This window comes from Kosakonia sp. SOY2 (assembly GCF_027109175.1).
In the GTDB taxonomy this organism is placed as follows: Bacteria; Pseudomonadota; Gammaproteobacteria; order Enterobacterales; family Enterobacteriaceae; genus Kosakonia.
The window spans coordinates 215,810-235,076 of record NZ_JAPVXH010000004.1 but is presented as its reverse complement, the minus strand read 5'-3'; the positions used below and the strand labels follow the sequence as shown (position 1 = coordinate 235,076).

19 protein-coding genes and 3 tRNA genes are annotated in these 19,267 nt (G+C 53.2%); 14 read left to right on the top strand and 8 right to left on the bottom strand.

What is annotated here, in order from left to right; all coding sequences use genetic code 11:
• The first annotated feature begins 153 nt into the window (after positions 1 to 153).
• Positions 154 to 1,494, top strand: coding sequence for a PTS sugar transporter subunit IIC (locus O3S68_RS19770; RefSeq protein ID WP_269232276.1), 1,341 nt, complete (start codon positions 154 to 156; stop codon positions 1,492 to 1,494).
• A 43-nt stretch (positions 1,495 to 1,537) separates the two neighbouring features.
• Here O3S68_RS19770 and fhuF read toward each other — a convergent pair whose 3' ends face one another.
• The gene (fhuF, locus tag O3S68_RS19765) at positions 1,538 to 2,326 is read right to left on the bottom strand and encodes a siderophore-iron reductase FhuF (protein ID WP_269232275.1); all 789 of its coding nucleotides are present in this window, start codon (positions 2,324 to 2,326) and stop codon (positions 1,538 to 1,540) included.
• Positions 2,327 to 2,428: 102 nt separating this feature from the next.
• Complete coding sequence (locus tag O3S68_RS19760; RefSeq protein ID WP_269232274.1) at positions 2,429 to 3,493, bottom strand: GGDEF domain-containing protein; 1,065 nt, start codon at positions 3,491 to 3,493, stop codon at positions 2,429 to 2,431.
• A 217-nt stretch (positions 3,494 to 3,710) separates the two neighbouring features.
• Here O3S68_RS19760 and O3S68_RS19755 point away from each other — a divergent pair, with 217 nt between their 5' ends.
• Positions 3,711 to 3,986, top strand: coding sequence for a DUF1435 domain-containing protein (locus O3S68_RS19755; protein WP_269232273.1), 276 nt, complete (start codon positions 3,711 to 3,713; stop codon positions 3,984 to 3,986).
• A gap of 33 nt (positions 3,987 to 4,019) precedes the next feature.
• Here O3S68_RS19755 and O3S68_RS19750 read toward each other — a convergent pair.
• From O3S68_RS19750 to rsmC, 4 genes are all read right to left on the bottom strand, one after another.
• Positions 4,020 to 4,106: transfer RNA gene (locus tag O3S68_RS19750), tRNA-Leu, on the bottom strand.
• Positions 4,107 to 4,137: 31 nt separating this feature from the next.
• Positions 4,138 to 4,224, bottom strand: a tRNA-Leu gene (locus O3S68_RS19745).
• A 28-nt stretch (positions 4,225 to 4,252) separates the two neighbouring features.
• Positions 4,253 to 4,339: transfer RNA gene (locus O3S68_RS19740), tRNA-Leu, on the bottom strand.
• Positions 4,340 to 4,507: 168 nt separating this feature from the next.
• A complete protein-coding gene (rsmC, locus tag O3S68_RS19735; RefSeq protein ID WP_097406935.1) occupies positions 4,508 to 5,536 on the bottom strand; it encodes a 16S rRNA (guanine(1207)-N(2))-methyltransferase RsmC in 1,029 nt (342 codons plus the stop codon).
• Between the two features lie 245 nt (positions 5,537 to 5,781).
• On the opposite strand from rsmC, the gene O3S68_RS19730 reads away from it, so the two are divergent.
• The 8 genes from O3S68_RS19730 to O3S68_RS19695 all read left to right on the top strand — a co-directional run bounded on the left by O3S68_RS19730 (position 5,782) and on the right by O3S68_RS19695 (position 12,240).
• Complete coding sequence (locus O3S68_RS19730) at positions 5,782 to 6,195, top strand: DNA polymerase III subunit psi (RefSeq protein ID WP_269232272.1); 414 nt, start codon at positions 5,782 to 5,784, stop codon at positions 6,193 to 6,195.
• Entirely contained in the window at positions 6,164 to 6,604 is a 441-nt protein-coding gene (gene rimI / locus O3S68_RS19725; protein ID WP_020456459.1) for a ribosomal protein S18-alanine N-acetyltransferase, read from the top strand. Before O3S68_RS19730 ends, rimI begins: the two co-directional genes overlap by 32 nt.
• Positions 6,605 to 6,616: 12 nt before the next feature.
• A complete protein-coding gene (yjjG, locus tag O3S68_RS19720) occupies positions 6,617 to 7,294 on the top strand; it encodes a pyrimidine 5'-nucleotidase (protein WP_269232271.1) in 678 nt (225 codons plus the stop codon).
• A gap of 91 nt (positions 7,295 to 7,385) precedes the next feature.
• Complete coding sequence (gene prfC, locus O3S68_RS19715) at positions 7,386 to 8,975, top strand: peptide chain release factor 3 (protein ID WP_020456461.1); 1,590 nt, start codon at positions 7,386 to 7,388, stop codon at positions 8,973 to 8,975.
• Between the two features lie 384 nt (positions 8,976 to 9,359).
• Positions 9,360 to 9,977: a molecular chaperone OsmY gene (gene osmY, locus O3S68_RS19710; protein WP_269232270.1), complete on the top strand. Its 618-nt coding sequence runs from the start codon at positions 9,360 to 9,362 to the stop codon at positions 9,975 to 9,977.
• 130 nt (positions 9,978 to 10,107) lie between these two features.
• The gene (locus tag O3S68_RS19705) at positions 10,108 to 10,269 is read left to right on the top strand and encodes a DUF1328 domain-containing protein (RefSeq protein WP_007373037.1); all 162 of its coding nucleotides are present in this window, start codon (positions 10,108 to 10,110) and stop codon (positions 10,267 to 10,269) included.
• A gap of 121 nt (positions 10,270 to 10,390) precedes the next feature.
• On the top strand, positions 10,391 to 11,461 hold the full coding sequence (locus O3S68_RS19700; RefSeq protein WP_269232269.1) for a patatin-like phospholipase family protein: 1,071 nt from the start codon (positions 10,391 to 10,393) through the stop codon (positions 11,459 to 11,461).
• Positions 11,458 to 12,240, top strand: a complete 783-nt coding sequence (locus O3S68_RS19695; RefSeq protein WP_269232268.1) for a TatD family hydrolase — start codon at positions 11,458 to 11,460, stop codon at positions 12,238 to 12,240. Before O3S68_RS19700 ends, O3S68_RS19695 begins: the two co-directional genes overlap by 4 nt.
• Here O3S68_RS19695 and O3S68_RS19690 read toward each other — a convergent pair.
• Positions 12,229 to 13,092, bottom strand: coding sequence for a YjjW family glycine radical enzyme activase (locus O3S68_RS19690; protein WP_269232267.1), 864 nt, complete (start codon positions 13,090 to 13,092; stop codon positions 12,229 to 12,231). The two genes, O3S68_RS19695 and O3S68_RS19690, sit on opposite strands and share 12 nt — an antisense overlap.
• Complete coding sequence (locus O3S68_RS19685) at positions 13,064 to 14,614, bottom strand: YjjI family glycine radical enzyme (RefSeq protein WP_269232332.1); 1,551 nt, start codon at positions 14,612 to 14,614, stop codon at positions 13,064 to 13,066. Before O3S68_RS19685 ends, O3S68_RS19690 begins: the two co-directional genes overlap by 29 nt.
• A 255-nt stretch (positions 14,615 to 14,869) precedes the next feature.
• Between O3S68_RS19685 and deoC the strand changes: the two genes are divergently transcribed.
• The 4 genes from deoC to deoD all read left to right on the top strand — a co-directional run bounded on the left by deoC (position 14,870) and on the right by deoD (position 19,103).
• Positions 14,870 to 15,649 carry a deoxyribose-phosphate aldolase gene (deoC, locus tag O3S68_RS19680; RefSeq protein ID WP_269232266.1) on the top strand — a complete coding sequence of 260 codons (780 nt, stop codon included), beginning with the start codon at positions 14,870 to 14,872 and terminating at the stop codon, positions 15,647 to 15,649.
• 73 nt (positions 15,650 to 15,722) lie between these two features.
• Positions 15,723 to 17,045 carry a thymidine phosphorylase gene (deoA, locus tag O3S68_RS19675; protein WP_097406942.1) on the top strand — a complete coding sequence of 441 codons (1,323 nt, stop codon included), beginning with the start codon at positions 15,723 to 15,725 and terminating at the stop codon, positions 17,043 to 17,045.
• Positions 17,046 to 17,096: 51 nt separating this feature from the next.
• The gene (deoB, locus tag O3S68_RS19670; protein WP_020456469.1) at positions 17,097 to 18,320 is read left to right on the top strand and encodes a phosphopentomutase; all 1,224 of its coding nucleotides are present in this window, start codon (positions 17,097 to 17,099) and stop codon (positions 18,318 to 18,320) included.
• A 63-nt stretch (positions 18,321 to 18,383) separates the two neighbouring features.
• Complete coding sequence (deoD, locus tag O3S68_RS19665; protein ID WP_017457844.1) at positions 18,384 to 19,103, top strand: purine-nucleoside phosphorylase; 720 nt, start codon at positions 18,384 to 18,386, stop codon at positions 19,101 to 19,103.
• Positions 19,104 to 19,267: the final 164 nt, after the last annotated feature.

Sequence of the window (19,267 nt, the reverse complement as noted above, 5' to 3'; positions counted from 1 at the left end):
ATAAAATTAAAAAAGAGCCGTCTATGAAACCTACTCAACTTTGCTGTAATGCTGGTTCGAAAACCTGCATGGTTTCACGTCAAAAACATGGATCGCTGCACGGCAGAACGGTTGCTGATGCGCTTACTTTGTTAGCCTGATAGGAGATCTATTATGTCTGCCAACCATGCTGCGTTTAATCTTATTTTCCGGTTTATAGAAAATTATGTCAGTCCGGTAGCCGGACGCATCTCTTCCCAGCGTCATGTTATGGCGATTCGCGACGGTTTTATCTCCGCGATGCCGTTTATGATAGTGGGCTCATTCTTGCTGGTATTTGCATACCCTCCATTTTCGCCAGATACGACCTGGGGTTTTGCCCGGACATGGCTGGACCTGGCGAAGCATTATGAAGGGCGGATCCTTACGCCTTTTGATATGACGATGGGCATTATGTCTATCTATATCTGTGCGGCGATTGCTTACAATCTCGGTAAACATTATGTGAAGTCGCATCAGCTGGATCCGTTTATGTGCGCGATGTTGTCCCTGATGGCTTTTTTACTGGTCGCAGCACCGAAAACCAACGGCACATTGCCAGTTGATAGTCTGGGCGGTACCGGTATTTTTACCGCGATCCTGGTGGCTGTTTACTGCGTTGAAATGATGCGTTTTCTGAAAGCGCACAATATAGGCATCCGTTTGCCAGACCAGGTGCCGCCAATGATCAAAAACTCTTTTGATTTGCTGATCCCGGTTTTGGTCGTGGTGCTTACCCTTTATCCGCTGAGCCTGCTTATCCAGACGCAGTTCAACATGTTAATTCCGCAAGCCATTATGGCGCTATTCAAACCACTGGTGGCGGCGGCGGACTCGCTACCTGCGATTTTGCTGGCGGTGATCATCGGCCATTTATTGTGGTTTGCGGGTATTCATGGTGCGGCGATTGTTTCCGGGATGCTGCAGATGTTCTGGTTAACGAACCTCGGGCTTAACCAGAGTGCGCTGGCGCAAGGTGCACCGTTACCGCATATCTTTATGGAAGCGTTCTGGACATTCTTTATTGTGATTGGCGGATCCGGGGCGACCATGGGGCTGGTGTTCTGCTACTTGCGTAGCCGCTCGGTGCATTTGCGTTCGATCGGGCGTTTGAGCGTGGTACCGAGTTTGTTCAACATCAACGAGCCGGTTATTTTCGGTACCCCCATCGTCATGAACCCTGTGTTCTTTATCCCATTCCTGCTGGCTCCGACTCTTAATGCAATTATTGCCTGGGCGGCAATGAAACTGGATCTGATTGGCCGCGTCATCTCGGTCGTACCCTGGACAGCGCCAGCGCCGATTGGCGGTGCATGGGCGTTAGGTTGGGATTTCCGCGCGGCGATCCTTGTCGTTCTGCTGGCCTGTGTGTCTGCGATAATTTACTACCCGTTCTTCAAAGTGTATGAGAAACAGTTGCTGGAACAGGAAGCTGAAGAGGCACAACGCGCAGAGGAAGATAAGCAGGTTGCGTGATGGTGTCGAATAAAAACGAAGAGGGCGATTTATCGCCCTCTGCTTATTTCAGCGTACAGTCACCGCACTGCTGAACATCGGGCAGGCGATAGCGCTGGCAGCAAGTGCGACGCACCAGAGCGCCGTCGCGCAGAACAACTGTGCGCCACAAAGGGTTATCACTGCCGTCAGCGAGCTGCTTTTCGAAAAAGCAAAGCTGGCGAAGTGCGGCAACACGCGTTTCACCTAGTTTTGGGATGAGTTCCCCCAGGCTCCAGTTAATCAGATAGCCGGTATTGCTCCAGATAAGTTTACCGTTGATATCGCCGGTGGCTTCCAGCGCCTGAACTACCGGGAGGATCGCCTGCGTCGTTAATGCGCATATACGCTGCGCGTCGTTGCATGACGACAACTTATTATCCCGTTGCACATCAATCCAGAAACACGCGGCGCGGCCGGTTTCATGGAACTCGGCATGAAAATGTTCCGGGGAGAGACTAGGGGCGCTTTTTTGCGTCAGCAACGTCAATAATAGTGGCGGTACCAGCAGCCCGAGATACCACTGTGCCCATAACGACAGCAACGGTTTATTTTCACGTTGCTGCGTCAACTGGTTGCGGTAAATATGATCGGAGTAGGTGGCGATAAGTGACTGTAATGCGGCAGGCTGCGCCCACTCAGCCAGTGTCATTGCTTGGTACGGCGCGGGTTCATTCAGACGAATAAAATCGAGCAAATACTCACGGGTGCTGGCGATGGTTTCCCGCATGGCATTTGCCAGCGAATCACGCTCATCGGTGAGTCGGCTTCGCCAGATAATGTTTTCGGTGATCGATGCGGTGCGATAGGTCATAGCGCCAGCCGATAGCAAATCTAAATGATAATGATTGCTAATCCTAGCTAGAGGTAAAATCGATAGCAACATTTTTATCGAAAAGTTAGCGCTGAGCGCGCCTCAGGCGACCCGCAGCTCGCCACTCACCAGAATGTTATTACGACCTAAATGTTTGGCTTCATATAACGCTTTATCGGCGAGCGAAAGCGCCGCATCAATATCGTGATCGACAAGTGGCGCGATCCCGATACTGATCGTGACGTTTGTGGCGACGCTTTCGTTAAACATATGCGGGATTTTTAAATCGTACACTTTCTGGCGGATGCGCTCTCCGGTAAGGCGAGCCTGCTCAACATCAACGTTATTCAGCAGGATCATAAACTCTTCACCGCCAAAGCGCGCGACGATATCACGGGAGCGCACGGCGTCGCGTAAAGCAGCGGAAACACGGATAAGCGCCTGATCGCCCATCATGTGTCCGTAGTGGTCGTTGTAGGCTTTGAAGTGGTCAATATCGAGCAGCAGTACGAAACGCGAACTCTCATCAACGGCCAGCAAGTTATCAAGTTTGTGTTGCAAACCACGACGGTTGTACAGGCCGGTTAGTGGGTCAAGCATGCTCAGATCGTTTAGCGTTTTACGCTCCTGCATCAGGCGGTTCATCAGCGCAAGGGCAAAACTATCGTTACGTTTTTGGATCGCATGCTGGATAGAGATCCCCAACACTGGCAGCGCAAAGGTGTAAATAAGCCTGATTGCGCTTTCCCCTTCGCTAAACCACAGACATGTCACGAAGACCGGCAAAGAGTGCAGCAAAAAGGCGACAATGTTATTTGAAAAAGCGATCGAGCCGATAAAAAGCACGCTTAGCAAGGCTATAAGCAGGTAGGTAGAGGCGTTGTCATTAAGTAACCTGACTTTGGTTATCACATGCCATGCCCACAGGCAGCCAAATATAAGTGAGATGAATGTGATAGTGATTTTTGTTTTTGGATAACACTTTTGCCAGACGGGCAGCACAATGCTCGCCGCAAAGATAGCGCACACGGGAAACGTGAACGCGCGCTGATTATAGAGCGGCAGAGCAATAGAGAACAAAGCTGAGATTGCGTTGAGCAGTAAAAAGAGTCGTAGGGACAATCGATATCTCTTATTACATAGAGATTGCCAGGTTTGTAATGTCATACCTAAAAATCGTTATTTATCCGCAATATACTACTGCGCTATGAGTCAAAGGAAAAAAGAAGTAACGCAATGAAACTGTCATTGCGAAAAATTAGTGATTTGGATTTAGATTTAAGCAGCGCTTAATTTATCACCTTCCTGAATGACTGTCATTAGATGATGAGTAATCTTCATACGACCGTATGACCGCAGGCTGACAATTGAGAAAAGATATCATATGATATTGGTTATCATTATCGGTTTGAGAGATGAAACCATGTTGCAGCGAGCGCTGGGAAGTGGCTGGGGAATTGTGGTGCCTGGAGTGATTGTTGCGGTGCTGATGCTGGCGGATTTATCAGCCAATGCGTGGCGAATGGTGATTGTTCTGGGCTTACTACTGACACCCGCCATGCTTTACCATAAGCGTTTACGCCATTTTATTTTATTGCCTTCAGGCGTTGCTCTGGTTGGCGCAATGATGCTGATGCTGTTGAATCTAAAGATGATGTAACAGGGGAGTAATACAGGGAGAGAATAAGATATCTGGTGCGAGGGGGGGGACTTGAACCCCCACGTCCGTAAGGACACTAACACCTGAAGCTAGCGCGTCTACCAATTCCGCCACCTTCGCACAGTCATCTTACTTTTTGATATCGCCTCGTTGGTGCGAGGGGGGGGACTTGAACCCCCACGTCCGTAAGAACACTAACACCTGAAGCTAGCGCGTCTACCAATTCCGCCACCTTCGCACAGTGCGAGCGATATCAACGTGGTTTATGGTGCGAGGGGGGGGACTTGAACCCCCACGTCCGTAAGGACACTAACACCTGAAGCTAGCGCGTCTACCAATTCCGCCACCTTCGCATACCATCGATACTCTTGAAGTATCGTTACCACGGAGGCGCATTCTAGATGTTTTCAACTTTTCGTCAATAGTTAATTGCACAGACTGAGGCTGATCGCTGTAAAAATGGGCGCGTCGTGACGAGGTGGTGAAATTTGCCCGATGAAGGATTCCACCGGGCCTGCGGGTTATTTTAACGCCTGGCGCGTCATTACCGTACGGTACACTTTGAATCGGCCGGTCTGCGCAATGACTTCATGGAAACCAAACGTTTGATCCAGCACATCCGGGTAAGGCAGGAAGGCGTTTGCAACAATTCGCAGCTCGCCACCGCTGTTCAGATGGCGTACCGCACCGCGAATCAGCGTTTGCGCGGCTTCCTGGCTGGTTTGCAAACCATCGTGGAATGGAGGATTGGAGATGATCATGTCAAAGCGACCCGTGACTTCCGAGAAGACATTGCTGGCGAAAACGTCACCTTCAAAACCGTTCGCCGCAAGCGTTGCGCGGCTGGCTTCTACCGCCGGGGCGGAAACATCGCACAGCGTCAGGCGCACTTTCGGCGAATGGCTGGCCAGGACCGTTGCGAGCACACCCGCGCCACAGCCCACATCCAACACTTTCCCCTTGGTATGCGGCGTAAGCGTCGACAGCAGAAGCTGGCTACCGACATCCAGACCGTCGCGACTGAATACGCCCGGCAGGGTTTTAATCGTCAGGTTATCCAGCATGTATTCGCCCCAGAAACTGTTCGCATCGAACTGCGGCTGCTTCTCAAGACGACCGTGGTACAGCCCACAGCGACGGGCGCTATCGACTTTATTCAGTGGACAAAACTCGGCCAGCATCTGTTCGGCACTGCGCACACCGCTACGATTTTCGCCCACCACAAAAATGTCGCTGCCCACTGGCAGTAGCGACAGCAGGTTCATCAACTGAAACAGGGCTTCCGGTTTATTTTTCGGCCAGTAGTAAATAAGCGTGTCGCTGTTACCGACGGTCTCGCTATCGGCGACCAGGCTATAACGGGCGTGTTCACCCATCTGCGGGCTTAAGGTCTGCCACTGATGGAATTGTTGCGTCCAGGCACGGCTTTCAGCGGTGTCCAGGCGAGCGGGCAGGTCATCCTGCAAATCGCCGGCAAATAAAATACGGCTTGGTTCGAAATCGTCACTGTGGCGCAGCAAGACTTCACTTGCCGGGGTATAAGCAGACATGAATGGTTCCTCTTTAAATTCAGGCGGCGATTATACACGTTATCCTTCAAACTGCCTCTTTGTTGGCTGCGTCTTCATCCCCCGGTTAATCTCCACGGGAGCCTCATTCTTGCCGCCTCGGCGCAGTATGAATGATTTTGTGTATGCCCGTTATCTTACGCGTTGCGTCTTTACTGGCTGCGTGTTGATGGCGCAATTTCGTCGAGTTTGTTATATTTGCGCGCCTGATACAGGAGTGTTTCACCATGACTTCCCGACGCGACTGGCAATTACAGCAACTGGGCATTACCCAGTGGACCTTGCGACGCCCGGCGGCGCTGCAGGGGGAAATTGCTATTTCGCTGCCCGCGCATATCCGGTTGGTGATGGTTTCACCAACTTTGCCGACGCTGAGCGATCCGTTGGTCAGCGATGTGCTGCGTGCGCTAACCGTGACAGAAGATCAAGTCCTCCAGTTGACGCCCGATCGTGTCGCCATGCTACCGCCCGAAAGCCAGTGCAACAGCTGGTGGTTGGGTGTTGAAGCGCAGCAGACGTTGGCGGGTGTTCAGGTTGTGACGCCGACGGTTGATGAGCTACGCACAAACCCTGCGGCTCGCGCCGCGTTATGGCAACAAATCTGCGAACATGAACACGATTTCTTCCCTCAGCACGGCTGATTTAGCCCGCGCATACCAAATAGAAACACGGGCGCATGCCTTCCCCTGGAGCGAAAAAACGCTGGCCAGTAATCAGGGCGAACGCTATCTCAACTACCGGTTGATGGTCGGGAATGAAATGGCCGCATTTGCCATTACCCAGGTGGTGCTTGATGAAGCCACGCTGTTTAACATCGCCGTTGATCCGGCCTGGCAGCGTAAAGGGTTGGGGCGTCAGTTGCTGGAACATCTGATTCATGAACTGGAAGCTCGCGACGTGCTGACGCTGTGGCTGGAAGTCCGCGCCTCTAACGTTGGTGCTATCGCACTGTACGAAAGTTTAGGTTTTAACGAAGCGACCATTCGCCGTAACTATTACCCCACTGCCAATGGGCGTGAAGACGCGATAGTGATGGCTTTAGCAATTTAAAAAGGTGATGTAATGAAATGGGACTGGATACTCTTTGATGCTGACGAAACGCTGTTTAGCTTTGATGCGTTTGGCGGCTTACAACGGATGTTTCTTGACTATAGCGTGACATTCACCGATCAGGATTTTGCAGAATATCAAGCTGTTAACAAACCGCTATGGGTGGATTACCAGAACGGTGCTATCAGCGCATTGCAGTTGCAGACCCAGCGCTTTCAGAGCTGGTCTGAACGCCTGAACGTCCCTGCTGGTTCGCTTAACGACGCATTTCTGAATGCGATGGCCGAAATCTGCGCACCACTGCCAGGCGCAGTATCATTACTGAACAGCCTGAAAGGCAAAGCGAAACTCGGCATCATCACTAACGGTTTCACCGCCTTGCAGCAAATTCGCCTGGAACGTACCGGTCTTCGCGACTATTTTGATTTATTAGTGATTTCCGAAGAAGTCGGTGTGGCGAAGCCCGATACGAAGATTTTTGATTACGCGCTGCAAAAAGCGGGTAATCCGGATCGCGCCCGCGTGTTGATGGTTGGCGATACGGCGGAATCCGACATCCTCGGCGGCATTAACGCCGGGCTTTCGACCTGCTGGTTGAATGCGCACGATCGCGCGCTGCCTGAAGGTATCAACCCGACCTGGACCGTCACGTCCCTGAACGAACTGGAGCAACTCCTGTGTAAACATTGATTGTCTGCACTCCGCCGTTGAGTACAATAGCCGCATTTTTCGTATTTCATCGCGAGGCCTCAGGCCGCGCAATTACACAGAAGATTTCATTATGACGTTGTCTCCTTATTTACAAGAGGTAGCAAAGCGCCGCACGTTCGCTATCATCTCGCACCCCGATGCCGGTAAAACCACCATCACTGAAAAGGTGTTGCTGTTCGGACAGGCGATTCAAACCGCCGGTACGGTAAAAGGCCGCGGCTCCAGCCAGCACGCAAAATCCGACTGGATGGAGATGGAAAAGCAGCGTGGTATCTCTATTACCACCTCCGTGATGCAGTTCCCGTATAAAACCAGCCTGGTCAATCTGCTGGATACCCCGGGGCACGAAGACTTCTCCGAAGATACCTACCGCACACTGACGGCGGTGGACTGCTGCCTGATGGTTATCGATGCGGCAAAAGGGGTTGAAGATCGGACCCGTAAGCTGATGGAAGTCACCCGTCTGCGCGATACGCCGATCCTGACCTTTATGAACAAACTCGACCGTGACATCCGCGATCCGATGGAGCTGCTGGATGAAGTGGAAAACGAGCTGAAGATCGCCTGTGCGCCGATTACCTGGCCGATTGGCTGCGGTAAGTTGTTCAAGGGCGTTTATCACCTTTATAAAGATGAAACCTACCTGTATCAGACAGGGCAGGGGCACACCATTCAGGAAGTGCGCATCGTTAAAGGCCTGAACAACCCGGATCTGGATAAAGCCGTGGGCGAAGATCTGGCACAGCAGCTGCGTGATGAGCTGGAGCTGGTGCAGGGCGCATCGAACGAGTTCGATAAAGAGCTGTTCCTGAGCGGCGAAATCACGCCGGTCTTCTTTGGTACAGCGCTGGGTAACTTCGGCGTCGATCATATGCTGGATGGTCTGGTGGAATGGGCGCCTGCGCCAATGCCACGTAAAACCGACACCCGCGAAGTGAAAGCAGATGATGACAAATTCACTGGCTTTGTCTTTAAAATTCAGGCCAACATGGACCCGAAACACCGCGACCGCGTGGCGTTTATGCGCGTGGTTTCTGGCCGTTATGAAAAGGGCATGAAGCTGCGCCAGGTGCGCACCGGCAAAGATGTGATTATCTCGGATGCCTTAACCTTTATGGCTGGAGATCGCTCGCATGTAGAAGAAGCCTACCCGGGTGACATTATTGGTCTGCATAACCACGGGACGATCCAGATTGGTGACACCTTCACCCAGGGCGAAATGATGAAGTTCACCGGTATTCCGAACTTCGCACCGGAGTTGTTCCGCCGTATTCGCCTGCGTGACCCGCTGAAGCAGAAACAGCTCCTCAAAGGTCTGGTTCAGCTTTCAGAAGAGGGCGCGGTGCAGGTGTTCCGTCCTATCGCCAACAACGATCTGATTGTCGGCGCGGTGGGTGTCCTGCAGTTTGACGTGGTGGTTTCCCGTCTGAAGAGCGAATACAACGTGGAAGCGGTGTACGAGTCTGTGAACGTGGCGACAGCGCGCTGGGTTGAAAGCACTGACGTGAAGAAATTCGAGGAATTCAAACGCAAGAACGAAATCCAGCTTGCGCTCGATGGCGGTGATAACCTGACCTACATCGCCCCAACGATGGTAAACCTGAATCTGACACAGGAACGCTATCCGGAAGTGACTTTCCACAAAACTCGCGAGCATTAATCCTTCTGCAGAGCACGGTAGACGCCGTGCTCTGTCACTTCTCCTGTCTAATTAGCCCCTTGCGGATTGTTCTTAAAACCCGTCATTTCGCCTCCATTTGTTCGTTTTTTACCCACCTGGCCATGATTTTTGTCGATTGTGATCTATATTTAACAAAGTGATGACAAATCGGGTGGATAAAAGTCCTGTTCAATGCGTGAGGTAGAGTCTTTTATCCACTCATTTCTTCACAAAGGAATATTAACAACTGCTTTAGCACGATGTGCGACAGGATTGTAAACGCGCCATCAGTTGCTGAATTGGGTGGTTTTCACCACAGCAGTAGAGCGGCACACGTTGCTGCTTGTGGCCCAAATAGTGGGCAAACCAACAGGAAGAACATCGATGACTATGAAAAAACTGACTATTTCCAAAACTCTGCTGGCCGTAATGCTGGGCTCTGTTCTGGCAAGTGGTTCCGCATTCGCTGCGGAGACTACCACCGACAAAGCGCAAAATGCTGCTTCCAGTGCAGGGGAATCAATCGATAGCTCAATGAATAAAGTCGGTGGTTTCATGGATGACAGCACCATCACCGCGAAAGTCAAAGCGGCGCTGGTGGATCATGAAGACATTAAAAGTACGGACATCTCCGTTAAAACGGACAAAAACGTGGTTACGCTGAGCGGCTTCGTTGAAAGCCAGGCGCAGGCAGAAAAAGCCGTCTCCGTCGCAAAAGGCGTCGAGGGCGTGGCTTCTGTGAGCGATAAGCTGCATGTGCGTGACGGCAAAAACAAGACCATGAAAGGTTATGCGGGTGATACCGCTACCACCAGTGAAATCAAAGCAAAACTGCTGGCCGACGATGTTGTCCCTTCCCGTAAGGTGAAGGTTGAAACCACCGATGGCGTGGTGCAGTTGTCCGGTACCGTAGATTCACAGGCACAAAGTGAACGCGCTGAAAGTATCGCCAAAGCAATCGACGGCGTTAAAAGCGTGAAGAACGATCTCAAAGTGAAGTAACTAATCCTGAAAACGTCACTACCCGGTGCAAGCCGGGTATGACAAGCACGTACCAGGAAAAACATCGCCGGTGGGCATCCTGAGCGCTCATCTTAAGCGGTTGAAATTAACTATGGTAAAGGAGAGTTTTATGTTTCGTTGGGGCATTATATTTCTGGTTATCGCGTTAATTGCCGCCGCACTGGGCTTTGGTGGTCTTGCGGGTACGGCAGCAGGGGCCGCGAAAATTGTCTTTATCGTCGGTATTATCCTGTTCCTCGTCAGCCTGTTTATGGGTCGTCGGCGTCCATAGCGTATTACACGCTTAAATTTCGGTTACATTAAAGCCAGTCCTTGTGGCTGGCTTTGCTGTTTCGGCTGCGGGAAAAGTGCGCTACTTTGAGATATTCAGCGCATCAATTAAGGAAAGCAGAGTGGGCCAGCATATTCCCGTTACGCTCGGCAACATCGCGCCGCTGGCGTTAAAACCCTTTCGTCCGGGTCGGCTCGCGCTCGTATGCGAGGGCGGTGGACAGCGGGGTATTTTTACCGCTGGCGTTCTGGACGAGTTTATGCGTGCGGAATTTAATCCTTTCGATCTCTATTTCGGCAGCTCTGCCGGTGCGCAAAACCTTTCCGCTTATGTCTGCAATCAACCTGGCTACGCACGCAAAGTGATCATGCGCTACACCACGTCGCGGGAATTTTTCAATCCGGTGCGCTTTGTGCGCGGCGGCAATCTTATCGATCTCGACTGGCTGGTTGAATCGACCTCAAGCCAGATGCCGCTGGCCATGGACTACGCCGCGCGGATTTTCGATGCGGGCAAAGAGTTTTACATGTGCGCCTGTCGGCAGGATGATTACTCCGCAGCCTATTTCTCCCCTACTCATCAGACATGGCTCGATTTGATTCGTGCTTCCAGCGCGATCCCCGGCTTTTATCGTCCGGGCGTGATGCTTGATGGCATTAATTATCTCGACGGCGGTGTCAGCGATGCCATTCCGGTGCAGGAGGCGGCAAAACGCGGCGCGAACACGATTGTGGTGATCCGTACCGTACCGTCACAAATGTACTATACGCCCCAGTGGTTCAAACGGATGGAACGCTGGCTGGGAGAGAGCAGCCTGCAATCCTTAATCAATCTGGTGCAGCACCATGAGAAAAGTTACCTGGCGATCCAACGCTTTATCGAAGCACCGCCGGGTAAACTGCGTATTTTTGAAATTTATCCACCTAAGTTGTTGAAGAGCATGGCGCTGGGCAGCCGTTTACCGGCGCTGCGCGAGGATTATAAAATCGGGCGTTTGTGCGGGCGCTATTTCCTGGCGACGGTGGGCAAATTGCTGGCGGAAACCGCGCCGCTGGTGCGCCACTCGCCGATTATCGCGCCTGCGACGCGTGTTGTTCCACCGGCTGCGGTGGCCAACGACGCGCTGGATACGCCGCTGGTCAGCGTCGTGCAGGCCAACGATTTACCCATCAATAAAGAGGATACGGCGTGAGTTTCCGCTTTACCGATACCCACTGTCATTTCGATTTCCCGCCGTTTGCCGGCGATGAAGCAGCGAGTATCGCCCGTGCGGGCGACGCCGGCGTGGAGCGCATTATTGTTCCGGCGATCGCCGCCCGTTATTTTGATCGCGTTTGCCACTTAGCACGCCAGCATACCGCACTCTATGCCGCGCTGGGGCTACACCCGATTGTGATTGAAGAGCACAGCGAGGAAAGCCTGCAACGGCTTGAACAGATGCTCGCGGCAAAGCCCGAGAAAGTGGTGGCGATAGGGGAAATTGGCCTCGATCTTTACCGCGACGATCCGCAGTTTGAGCGCCAGCAGCAGGTGTTAGACGCGCAACTAAAATTGGCAAAACGCTTTGATCTGCCGGTGATCCTCCATTCACGCCGCACGCATGACAAGCTGGCGATGCATTTAAAAAAACATGATTTACCTCGCCGTGGCGTGGTGCATGGTTTCGCCGGTAGCCTGCAACAGGCGCAGCGCTTTGTTGAACTGGGCTATTGCATCGGCGTGGGCGGCACCATTACCTACCCGCGCGCCAGTAAAACCCGTGACGTAATGGCGCAGTTGCCGCTTTCTGCATTACTGCTGGAAACGGATGCGCCGGATATGCCGCTCAATGGTTTTCAGGGCCAGCCCAATCGGCCAGAGCGTGCCGCGCAGGTGTTCGATACGTTGTGCGAGCTACGCCGCGAAGCGCCGGATGTCATCGCGCACGCACTGCTGGAAAACACGCAGCGGCTCTTTGCGCTACAGATATAGCGCCGGGCGCAGCACGGTTTTCACACCGCGCTCCAGTAGCGCCTGCGCCAGCGGCTCCACATCTTCTGGCGTGGCGCTGCGCCATGTCTGCGCCTCACCGTACACGCCATGCGCATGAAAGGCATTAAGCCGCACTGGCACCTCGCCGAGTTGATGAATAAAGGCGGCCAGCGCATCGATATGTACCAGATAATCGCTTTGTTCCGGGATCACCAGCAGGCGCAGCTCCGCTAATTTCTTCTCTGCTGCCAGTAGCCGCAGGCTGGCTTTCACCTGCACGTTATCCCGTCCGGTGAGAAAACGGTGCCGCGCATTGCCCCAGGCTTTGAGATCGATCATCGCGCCGTCGCAGACCGGCAACAGCTTGCGCCAGCCGGTTTCGCTGAGTAACCCGTTACTGTCCACCAGATAATTCAGATGGCGCAGTTGTGCGTCATCGCGTAATGCGGAGAACAGCGCATGCAAAAAGGGCAGTTGCAGCGTTGCTTCGCCGCCGCTGACGGTGATGCCTTCAATAAACAGCGCCACTTTGCGAATCTGCGCCACAACCTGTTCAACCGTCATGCTCTGCGCCATCGGCGTGGCGTGCTGCGGGCACATGCGCAGGCAAGTGTCGCACTGCTCGCAACGCGCAGCGTTCCATTCCACTTGCCCTCCATTTATGGAGAGCGCGTGCTGTGGGCAACCTGCGACACAATCGCCGCAGTGGTTGCAGTGGCCAATGGTCCACGGGTTATGGCAGTTTTTACAGCGCATATTGCAGCCCTGTAAAAACAGTGCCACCCGGCTGCCTGGCCCGTCCACGCAGGAGAAAGGGAGGATTTTACTGACGAAAGCGCATCTGCTGTTCATGGCTGACCACGCGGGGTTGTCGTTCCAGAATATGCGTGTTACGCGCTGCCTCTTCACCCAGCCAGGTGGTATTGGTGCGTGAGCCTTCGGCACGGAATTTCCTGAGATCTGACAGGCGCACCATGTAACCGGTGACGCGAACCAGATCGTTACCGGCTACGTTAGCGGTGAACTCGCGCATGCCAGCTTTAAACGCACCAAGGCAGAGCTGGACAACGGCTTGCGGGTTGCGTTTCACCGTTTCATCGAGGGTCAAAATATCGCTGATCCCGGCCTGATACCACGCATGATGCGGTGCGACGGCGAGCAGATGGGTAATCGGATCCGGCTCGTCGCCATAAGGCAGCCGCGCGCCTGGCGTGGTGTCGGTGTCGGAGCTAATACCCGATTGCGCATGGAGCATGGCGCGCTGCCGCCAGCCGTGTTTTACCGGCGTGTTTGCCACAAAGTTCGCCAGTTGTTCACTGATGCGATAACCAAGTGCGTTGGCTTGTTCATCTTTGCCGTAGCGTGCGGCGAGACCGGCTTTTTCACAAAGCATATTGACCGCTTCGGCCAGCCCATACATACCAAACATGGGCACAAAACGGTCGGCAGAAATCAGCCCTTCCTGCACAAGGAAGCTATGCTCAAAGAAGCCGGATTGCTGATACAGAAAGTCGCAGCGGGCATCAATAATTGCCATTTGCTGCTGGCAATAGTGTGGCAATTGATGGGTGAAGAAATCCTCCAGCGACACGCTGCGTTCCGCGATCACTTTCAGATTGAGGCGTACCAGCGTACTGCCGCCGCCGCCCAGCGGCAGAGAGTTATAGCAACTCACAATGCCATAACCGCCTTTTGTGAAAATATTATCATGCACCGGGCCGTTGGCGATGTGCGGTTTGCTGCACTCGCAGATATTACGCGCCACCTCCAGTAGCAGATCATCCGGCGTAATATCCGGGTCATAGATAAAGGTTAAGTTTGGCGCAACCTGCTTCAGTTCTGCATCAGCGCGTAAAATAGCACGCGTAATCGGAGTGTCGAATGGGCCAATATTGGCATGCATAAAGGCGTCTGGCAGCGTTCTGTCGAGGTAGCGCCAGAAACGTTTTATGCGGATATCGACTTCCTGTTGTGTTAGAATTCTCACATATGGTTGTAGCAGGGCATCAAGCTGGCCGAGATAAACAGGCATTGATGTCACTGATGGAACATGGTGGTAGAGGATCGTCAGCAACGAGAGGGCGTCATCAAGATCTTTTGCCCCTTCCAGCTCGAGCCAGGCGGAACCGTTAGCAAGAAATTTAGCGTAATCCGGCAGCACATAACGCGGTTTGTAAGGGGCGTGGCCTTCAAACATATCGCAGATGGCGCCCTCATCAAGTGCTGCGCGTGCCGCTTGCGGCAACGCCGGATAGGGCAGGGCGTTTTCCGCTTCCAGCGCCAGGAAGTGGCGTTTTTGTTCCGGTGTGAGTGTTGGGCTGGTAACAATCTGCTGGCAGCGTGACAGCAATAAAGGATCAACAGACGGGGACATCATCGTTCCTCTTATTTCCTTGAGTGATGGCGATGAGTGTACGGAGCCAGTTGTTTGTCGCTTTTGATCCCGCCCCCTGTCAGCGCAATCATTACTGATGTGAATTTAAAAGTTTGATCAATGTCCCATTATGGTTTTGCAAACGTGAATTTAACTTTCATTAACTGTGATGGGTGTCGAAGTGTGAATGTGGGTTGATGTTAAAATACTAACAAACCCGAACAGAAAACCGGCATTACGCCGTCGGAGAGAATTATGAGTGATTTAACGGCAAGCAGCCTGCGTGCGCTGAAACTGATGGACCTGACCACCCTGAACGACGATGACACCAACGAGAAAGTCATCGCCCTGTGTCATCAGGCAAAAACCCCGGTGGGCAACACCGCCGCCATCTGTATCTACCCGCGTTTTATCCCGATTGCGCGCAAAACCCTGAACGCACAAGGTACGCCGGATGTGCGTATCGCAACCGTGACCAACTTCCCGCATGGTAACGACGATATCGACATCGCGCTGGCTGAAACACGCGCCGCCATTGCTTACGGCGCGGATGAAGTTGATGTGGTGTTCCCGTACCGTGCGCTGATCGCCGGTAACGAGCAGGTAGGTTTCGAGCTGGTGAAAGCCTGTAAAGAGGCTTGCGCGGCGGCGAACGTGCTGCTGAAAGTGATTATTGAAACCGGTGAGCTGAAAACGGAAGCATTGATCCGTAAAGCGTCTGAAATCGCCATTAAAGCCGGTGCAGATTTCATTAAAACGTCGACCGGTAAAGTGCCGGTAAACGCGACCCCGGAAAGCGCACGTATCATGATGGAAGTGATTCGCGATATGGGCGTTGAGAAAACCGTTGGTTTTAAACCGGCTGGTGGCGTACGTAGCGCGGAAGATGCGCAGCAGTATCTCGCCATTGCTGACGACCTGTTTGGTGCCGATTGGGCCGATGCCCGTCATTACCGATTTGGTGCCTCCAGCCTGCTGGCAAGCCTGCTGAAAGCGTTGGGCCACGGCGACGGTAAGAGCGCAAGCAGCTATTAATTTGTCATTGCCGGGTAGCGCATTGTTACCCGGCCTCAATGGATTTTCCGGCTTTATTCCTCAGGGGGTTACCTTGTTTCTCGCTCAAGAAATTATTCGAAAAAAACGCGATGGTCTCGCGCTGAGTGATGAAGAAATCCGTTTCTTTATCAACGGAATACGCGATAACACCGTTTCTGAAGGGCAGATTGCTGCTCTGGCAATGACCATTTTCTTCCACGACATGACGATGCCGGAGCGTGTTTCGCTGACCATGGCGATGCGAGATTCAGGCACTGTTCTGGACTGGAAACCGCTCGATCTTAACGGACCGGTGGTGGACAAACACTCGACCGGCGGCGTGGGCGATGTTACCTCGTTGATGCTTGGCCCGATGGTGGCGGCCTGCGGCGGTTATATTCCGATGATTTCCGGGCGTGGCCTTGGCCATACTGGCGGCACGCTCGACAAACTGGAAGCGATCCCGGGGTTTGATATCTTCCCGGAAGATAACCGTTTTCGCGAGATTATTAAGGATGTTGGTGTGGCGATTATCGGCCAGACCAATTCGCTGGCACCGGCGGATAAACGTTTCTACGCCACCCGCGATATCACCGCGACGGTGGACTCTATTCCGTTAATCACCGCTTCTATCCTCGCCAAAAAACTGGCCGAGGGGCTTGATGCGCTGGTGATGGACGTCAAAGTGGGGAGCGGGGCATTTATGCCGACTTACGCCCTCTCTGAACAACTGGCGGAAGCGATTGTTGGCGTTGCCAACGGCGCGGGCGTGCGGACTACCGCGCTGCTGACCGATATGAACCAGGTGCTGGCTTCCAGCGCGGGCAACGCAGTGGAAGTACGCGAAGCGGTGCAGTTCCTGACTGGTGAATACCGCAATCCGCGCTTGTTTGACGTCACCATGGCGCTGTGCGTGGAGATGCTGATCTCCGGCAAACTGGCGAAAGATGACGCCGACGCGCGAGCGAAGCTGCAAGCGGTGCTGGATAACGGTAAAGCGGCTGAGGTTTTTGGTCGTATGGTTGCGGCGCAAAAAGGGCCGCACGATTTTGTGGAAAACTATGCCAAATACCTGCCTACCGCGACGCTGAGTAAAGCGGTGTACGCCGATGATGAAGGCTTTATCACGGCGATGGATACGCGCGCGCTGGGCATGGCGGTGGTGTCGATGGGCGGTGGTCGTCGCCAGGCGTCGGACACTATTGATTACAGCGTGGGCTTTACCGAGATGGTGCGTCTGGGCGAACGCGTTGATGGTCAGCGCCCGCTGGCGGTTATCCACGCTAAAGACGAAGCCAGCTGGCAAGAGGCTGCGCAGGCGGTGAAAGCGGCCATTGCGATGGGCGACAGCGCACCAAAAGAGACACCGACGGTCTATCGCCGCATTACTGAATAGCGGTATACTGATCTGATCGCTTTTTTACAAAGCACAAGGTACGGAGAACATATGAAACGTGCATTTATTATGGTGCTGGACTCTTTCGGCATCGGCGCGACCGAAGACGCGGAGCGCTTTGGCGACGTGGGTTCCGATACCCTCGGTCACATCGCTGAAGTTTGCGCGAAAGGTGAAGCCGACACCGGGCGCAAAGGCCCGCTGAATTTACCCAATCTGACCCGTCTGGGTCTGGCGAAGGCGCACGAAGGCGCAACAGGTTTTATTCCTGCCGGGATGGACGCTAACGCGGAAATCACCGGTGCTTACGCATGGGCGCATGAGCTCTCTTCCGGGAAAGATACGCCGTCAGGACACTGGGAAATCGCCGGTGTGCCGGTGCTGTTCGACTGGGGCTACTTTAGTGACACCGAGAACAGCTTCCCGCAGGAACTGCTGGATAAGCTGGTGAAACGCGCTAATCTGCCGGGTTATCTTGGCAACTGCCACTCGTCCGGTACGGTGATCCTTGATCAGCTCGGCGAAGAGCACATGAAAACCGGCAAACCGATTTTCTACACCTCTGCCGACTCGGTGTTCCAGATTGCCTGCCACGAAGAGACCTTTGGTCTGGATAAGCTGTATGAGCTGTGCGAAATTGCACGTGAAGAGCTGACCGAAGGCGGCTACAACATTGGCCGCGTGATTGCGCGTCCATTTGTTGGCGATAAAGCAGGTAATTTCCAGCGTACCGGTAACCGCCATGACCTGGCCGTTGAACCACCGTCAGCCACCGTGCTGCAAAAGCTGGTCGAAGAGAAAGATGGCCACGTGGTTTCGGTCGGTAAAATTGCCGATATCTATGCCAACTGCGGCATCACCAAAAAAGTGAAAGCCACCGGCCTGGATGCGCTGTTTGACGCCACCATCAAAGAGATGAAAGAAGCCGGTGATAAGACCATCGTCTTTACTAACTTCGTCGATTTTGACTCATCATGGGGCCATCGTCGCGATGTGGCGGGTTATGCGGCCGGGCTTGAGTTGTTTGACCGTCGCCTGCCGGAACTGATGGAATTGGTTGGCGAAGACGACATCCTGATCCTTACCGCCGATCACGGCTGCGATCCGACCTGGAAAGGCACTGACCACACCCGCGAGCATATTCCGGTGCTGGTCTACGGCCCGAAAGTGAAACCGGGCTCGCTGGGTCACCGTGACACCTTTGCGGATATTGGTCAGACGATTGCGAAGTACTTCGGCGTCTCTGATATGGAATATGGCAAGGCCATGTTCTGATGATTTTGGGCGGGAGCTTCCCGCCCTTTCTGTTTCAACGACAACGACATAAAGGAATTGACGATGGCTACCCCACATATTAATGCCGAAATGGGCGATTTCGCTGACGTAGTGTTGATGCCGGGCGACCCGCTGCGTGCAAAACATATTGCGGAAACTTTCCTCGAAGACTACCGCGAAGTGAACAACGTGCGCGGCATGCTGGGTTACACCGGCACCTACAAAGGCCGCAAAATTTCTGTTATGGGACACGGTATGGGGATCCCGTCCTGCTCCATCTACACCAAAGAGCTGATCACCGATTTCGGCGTGAAAAAAATCATTCGTGTCGGCTCCTGCGGCGCGGTGCGTATGGACGTGCAACTGCGTGACATCGTGATTGGGATGGGTGCCTGCACCGACTCCAAAGTGAACCGTATGCGTTTCAAAGATCACGATTTCGCAGCGATTGCTGATTTCGATATGGTGCGTAACGCGGTTGATGCGGCAAAAGCACTGGGCGTAGACGCGCGCGTGGGTAATCTGTTTTCCGCCGATCTGTTCTACTCCCCGGACGGTGAAATGTTCGACGTGATGGAAAAATACGGCATCCTGGGCGTGGAAATGGAAGCGGCAGGCATTTACGGCGTAGCGGCGGAATTCGGTGCGAAAGCGCTGACCATCTGCACCGTTTCCGACCATATTCGTACCCACGAGCAGACCACTTCCGCTGAGCGTCAGACCACGTTCAACGATATGATCAAAATTGCGCTGGAATCTGTCCTGCTGGGCGATAAAGCGTAAGTATCTTTTCTAAGGGCAGGTTCTCTGCCCTTTTTATCAATTCATTTTAATGTCCATAGTTTTTATTATTCCCTTTTAATTCAGAGGAATAGAGCTATGAATTTATTCAAGTATCTATTCATAAATCTATTCACTGATGAGTTCGCTTACCGATCTTCTGTAAC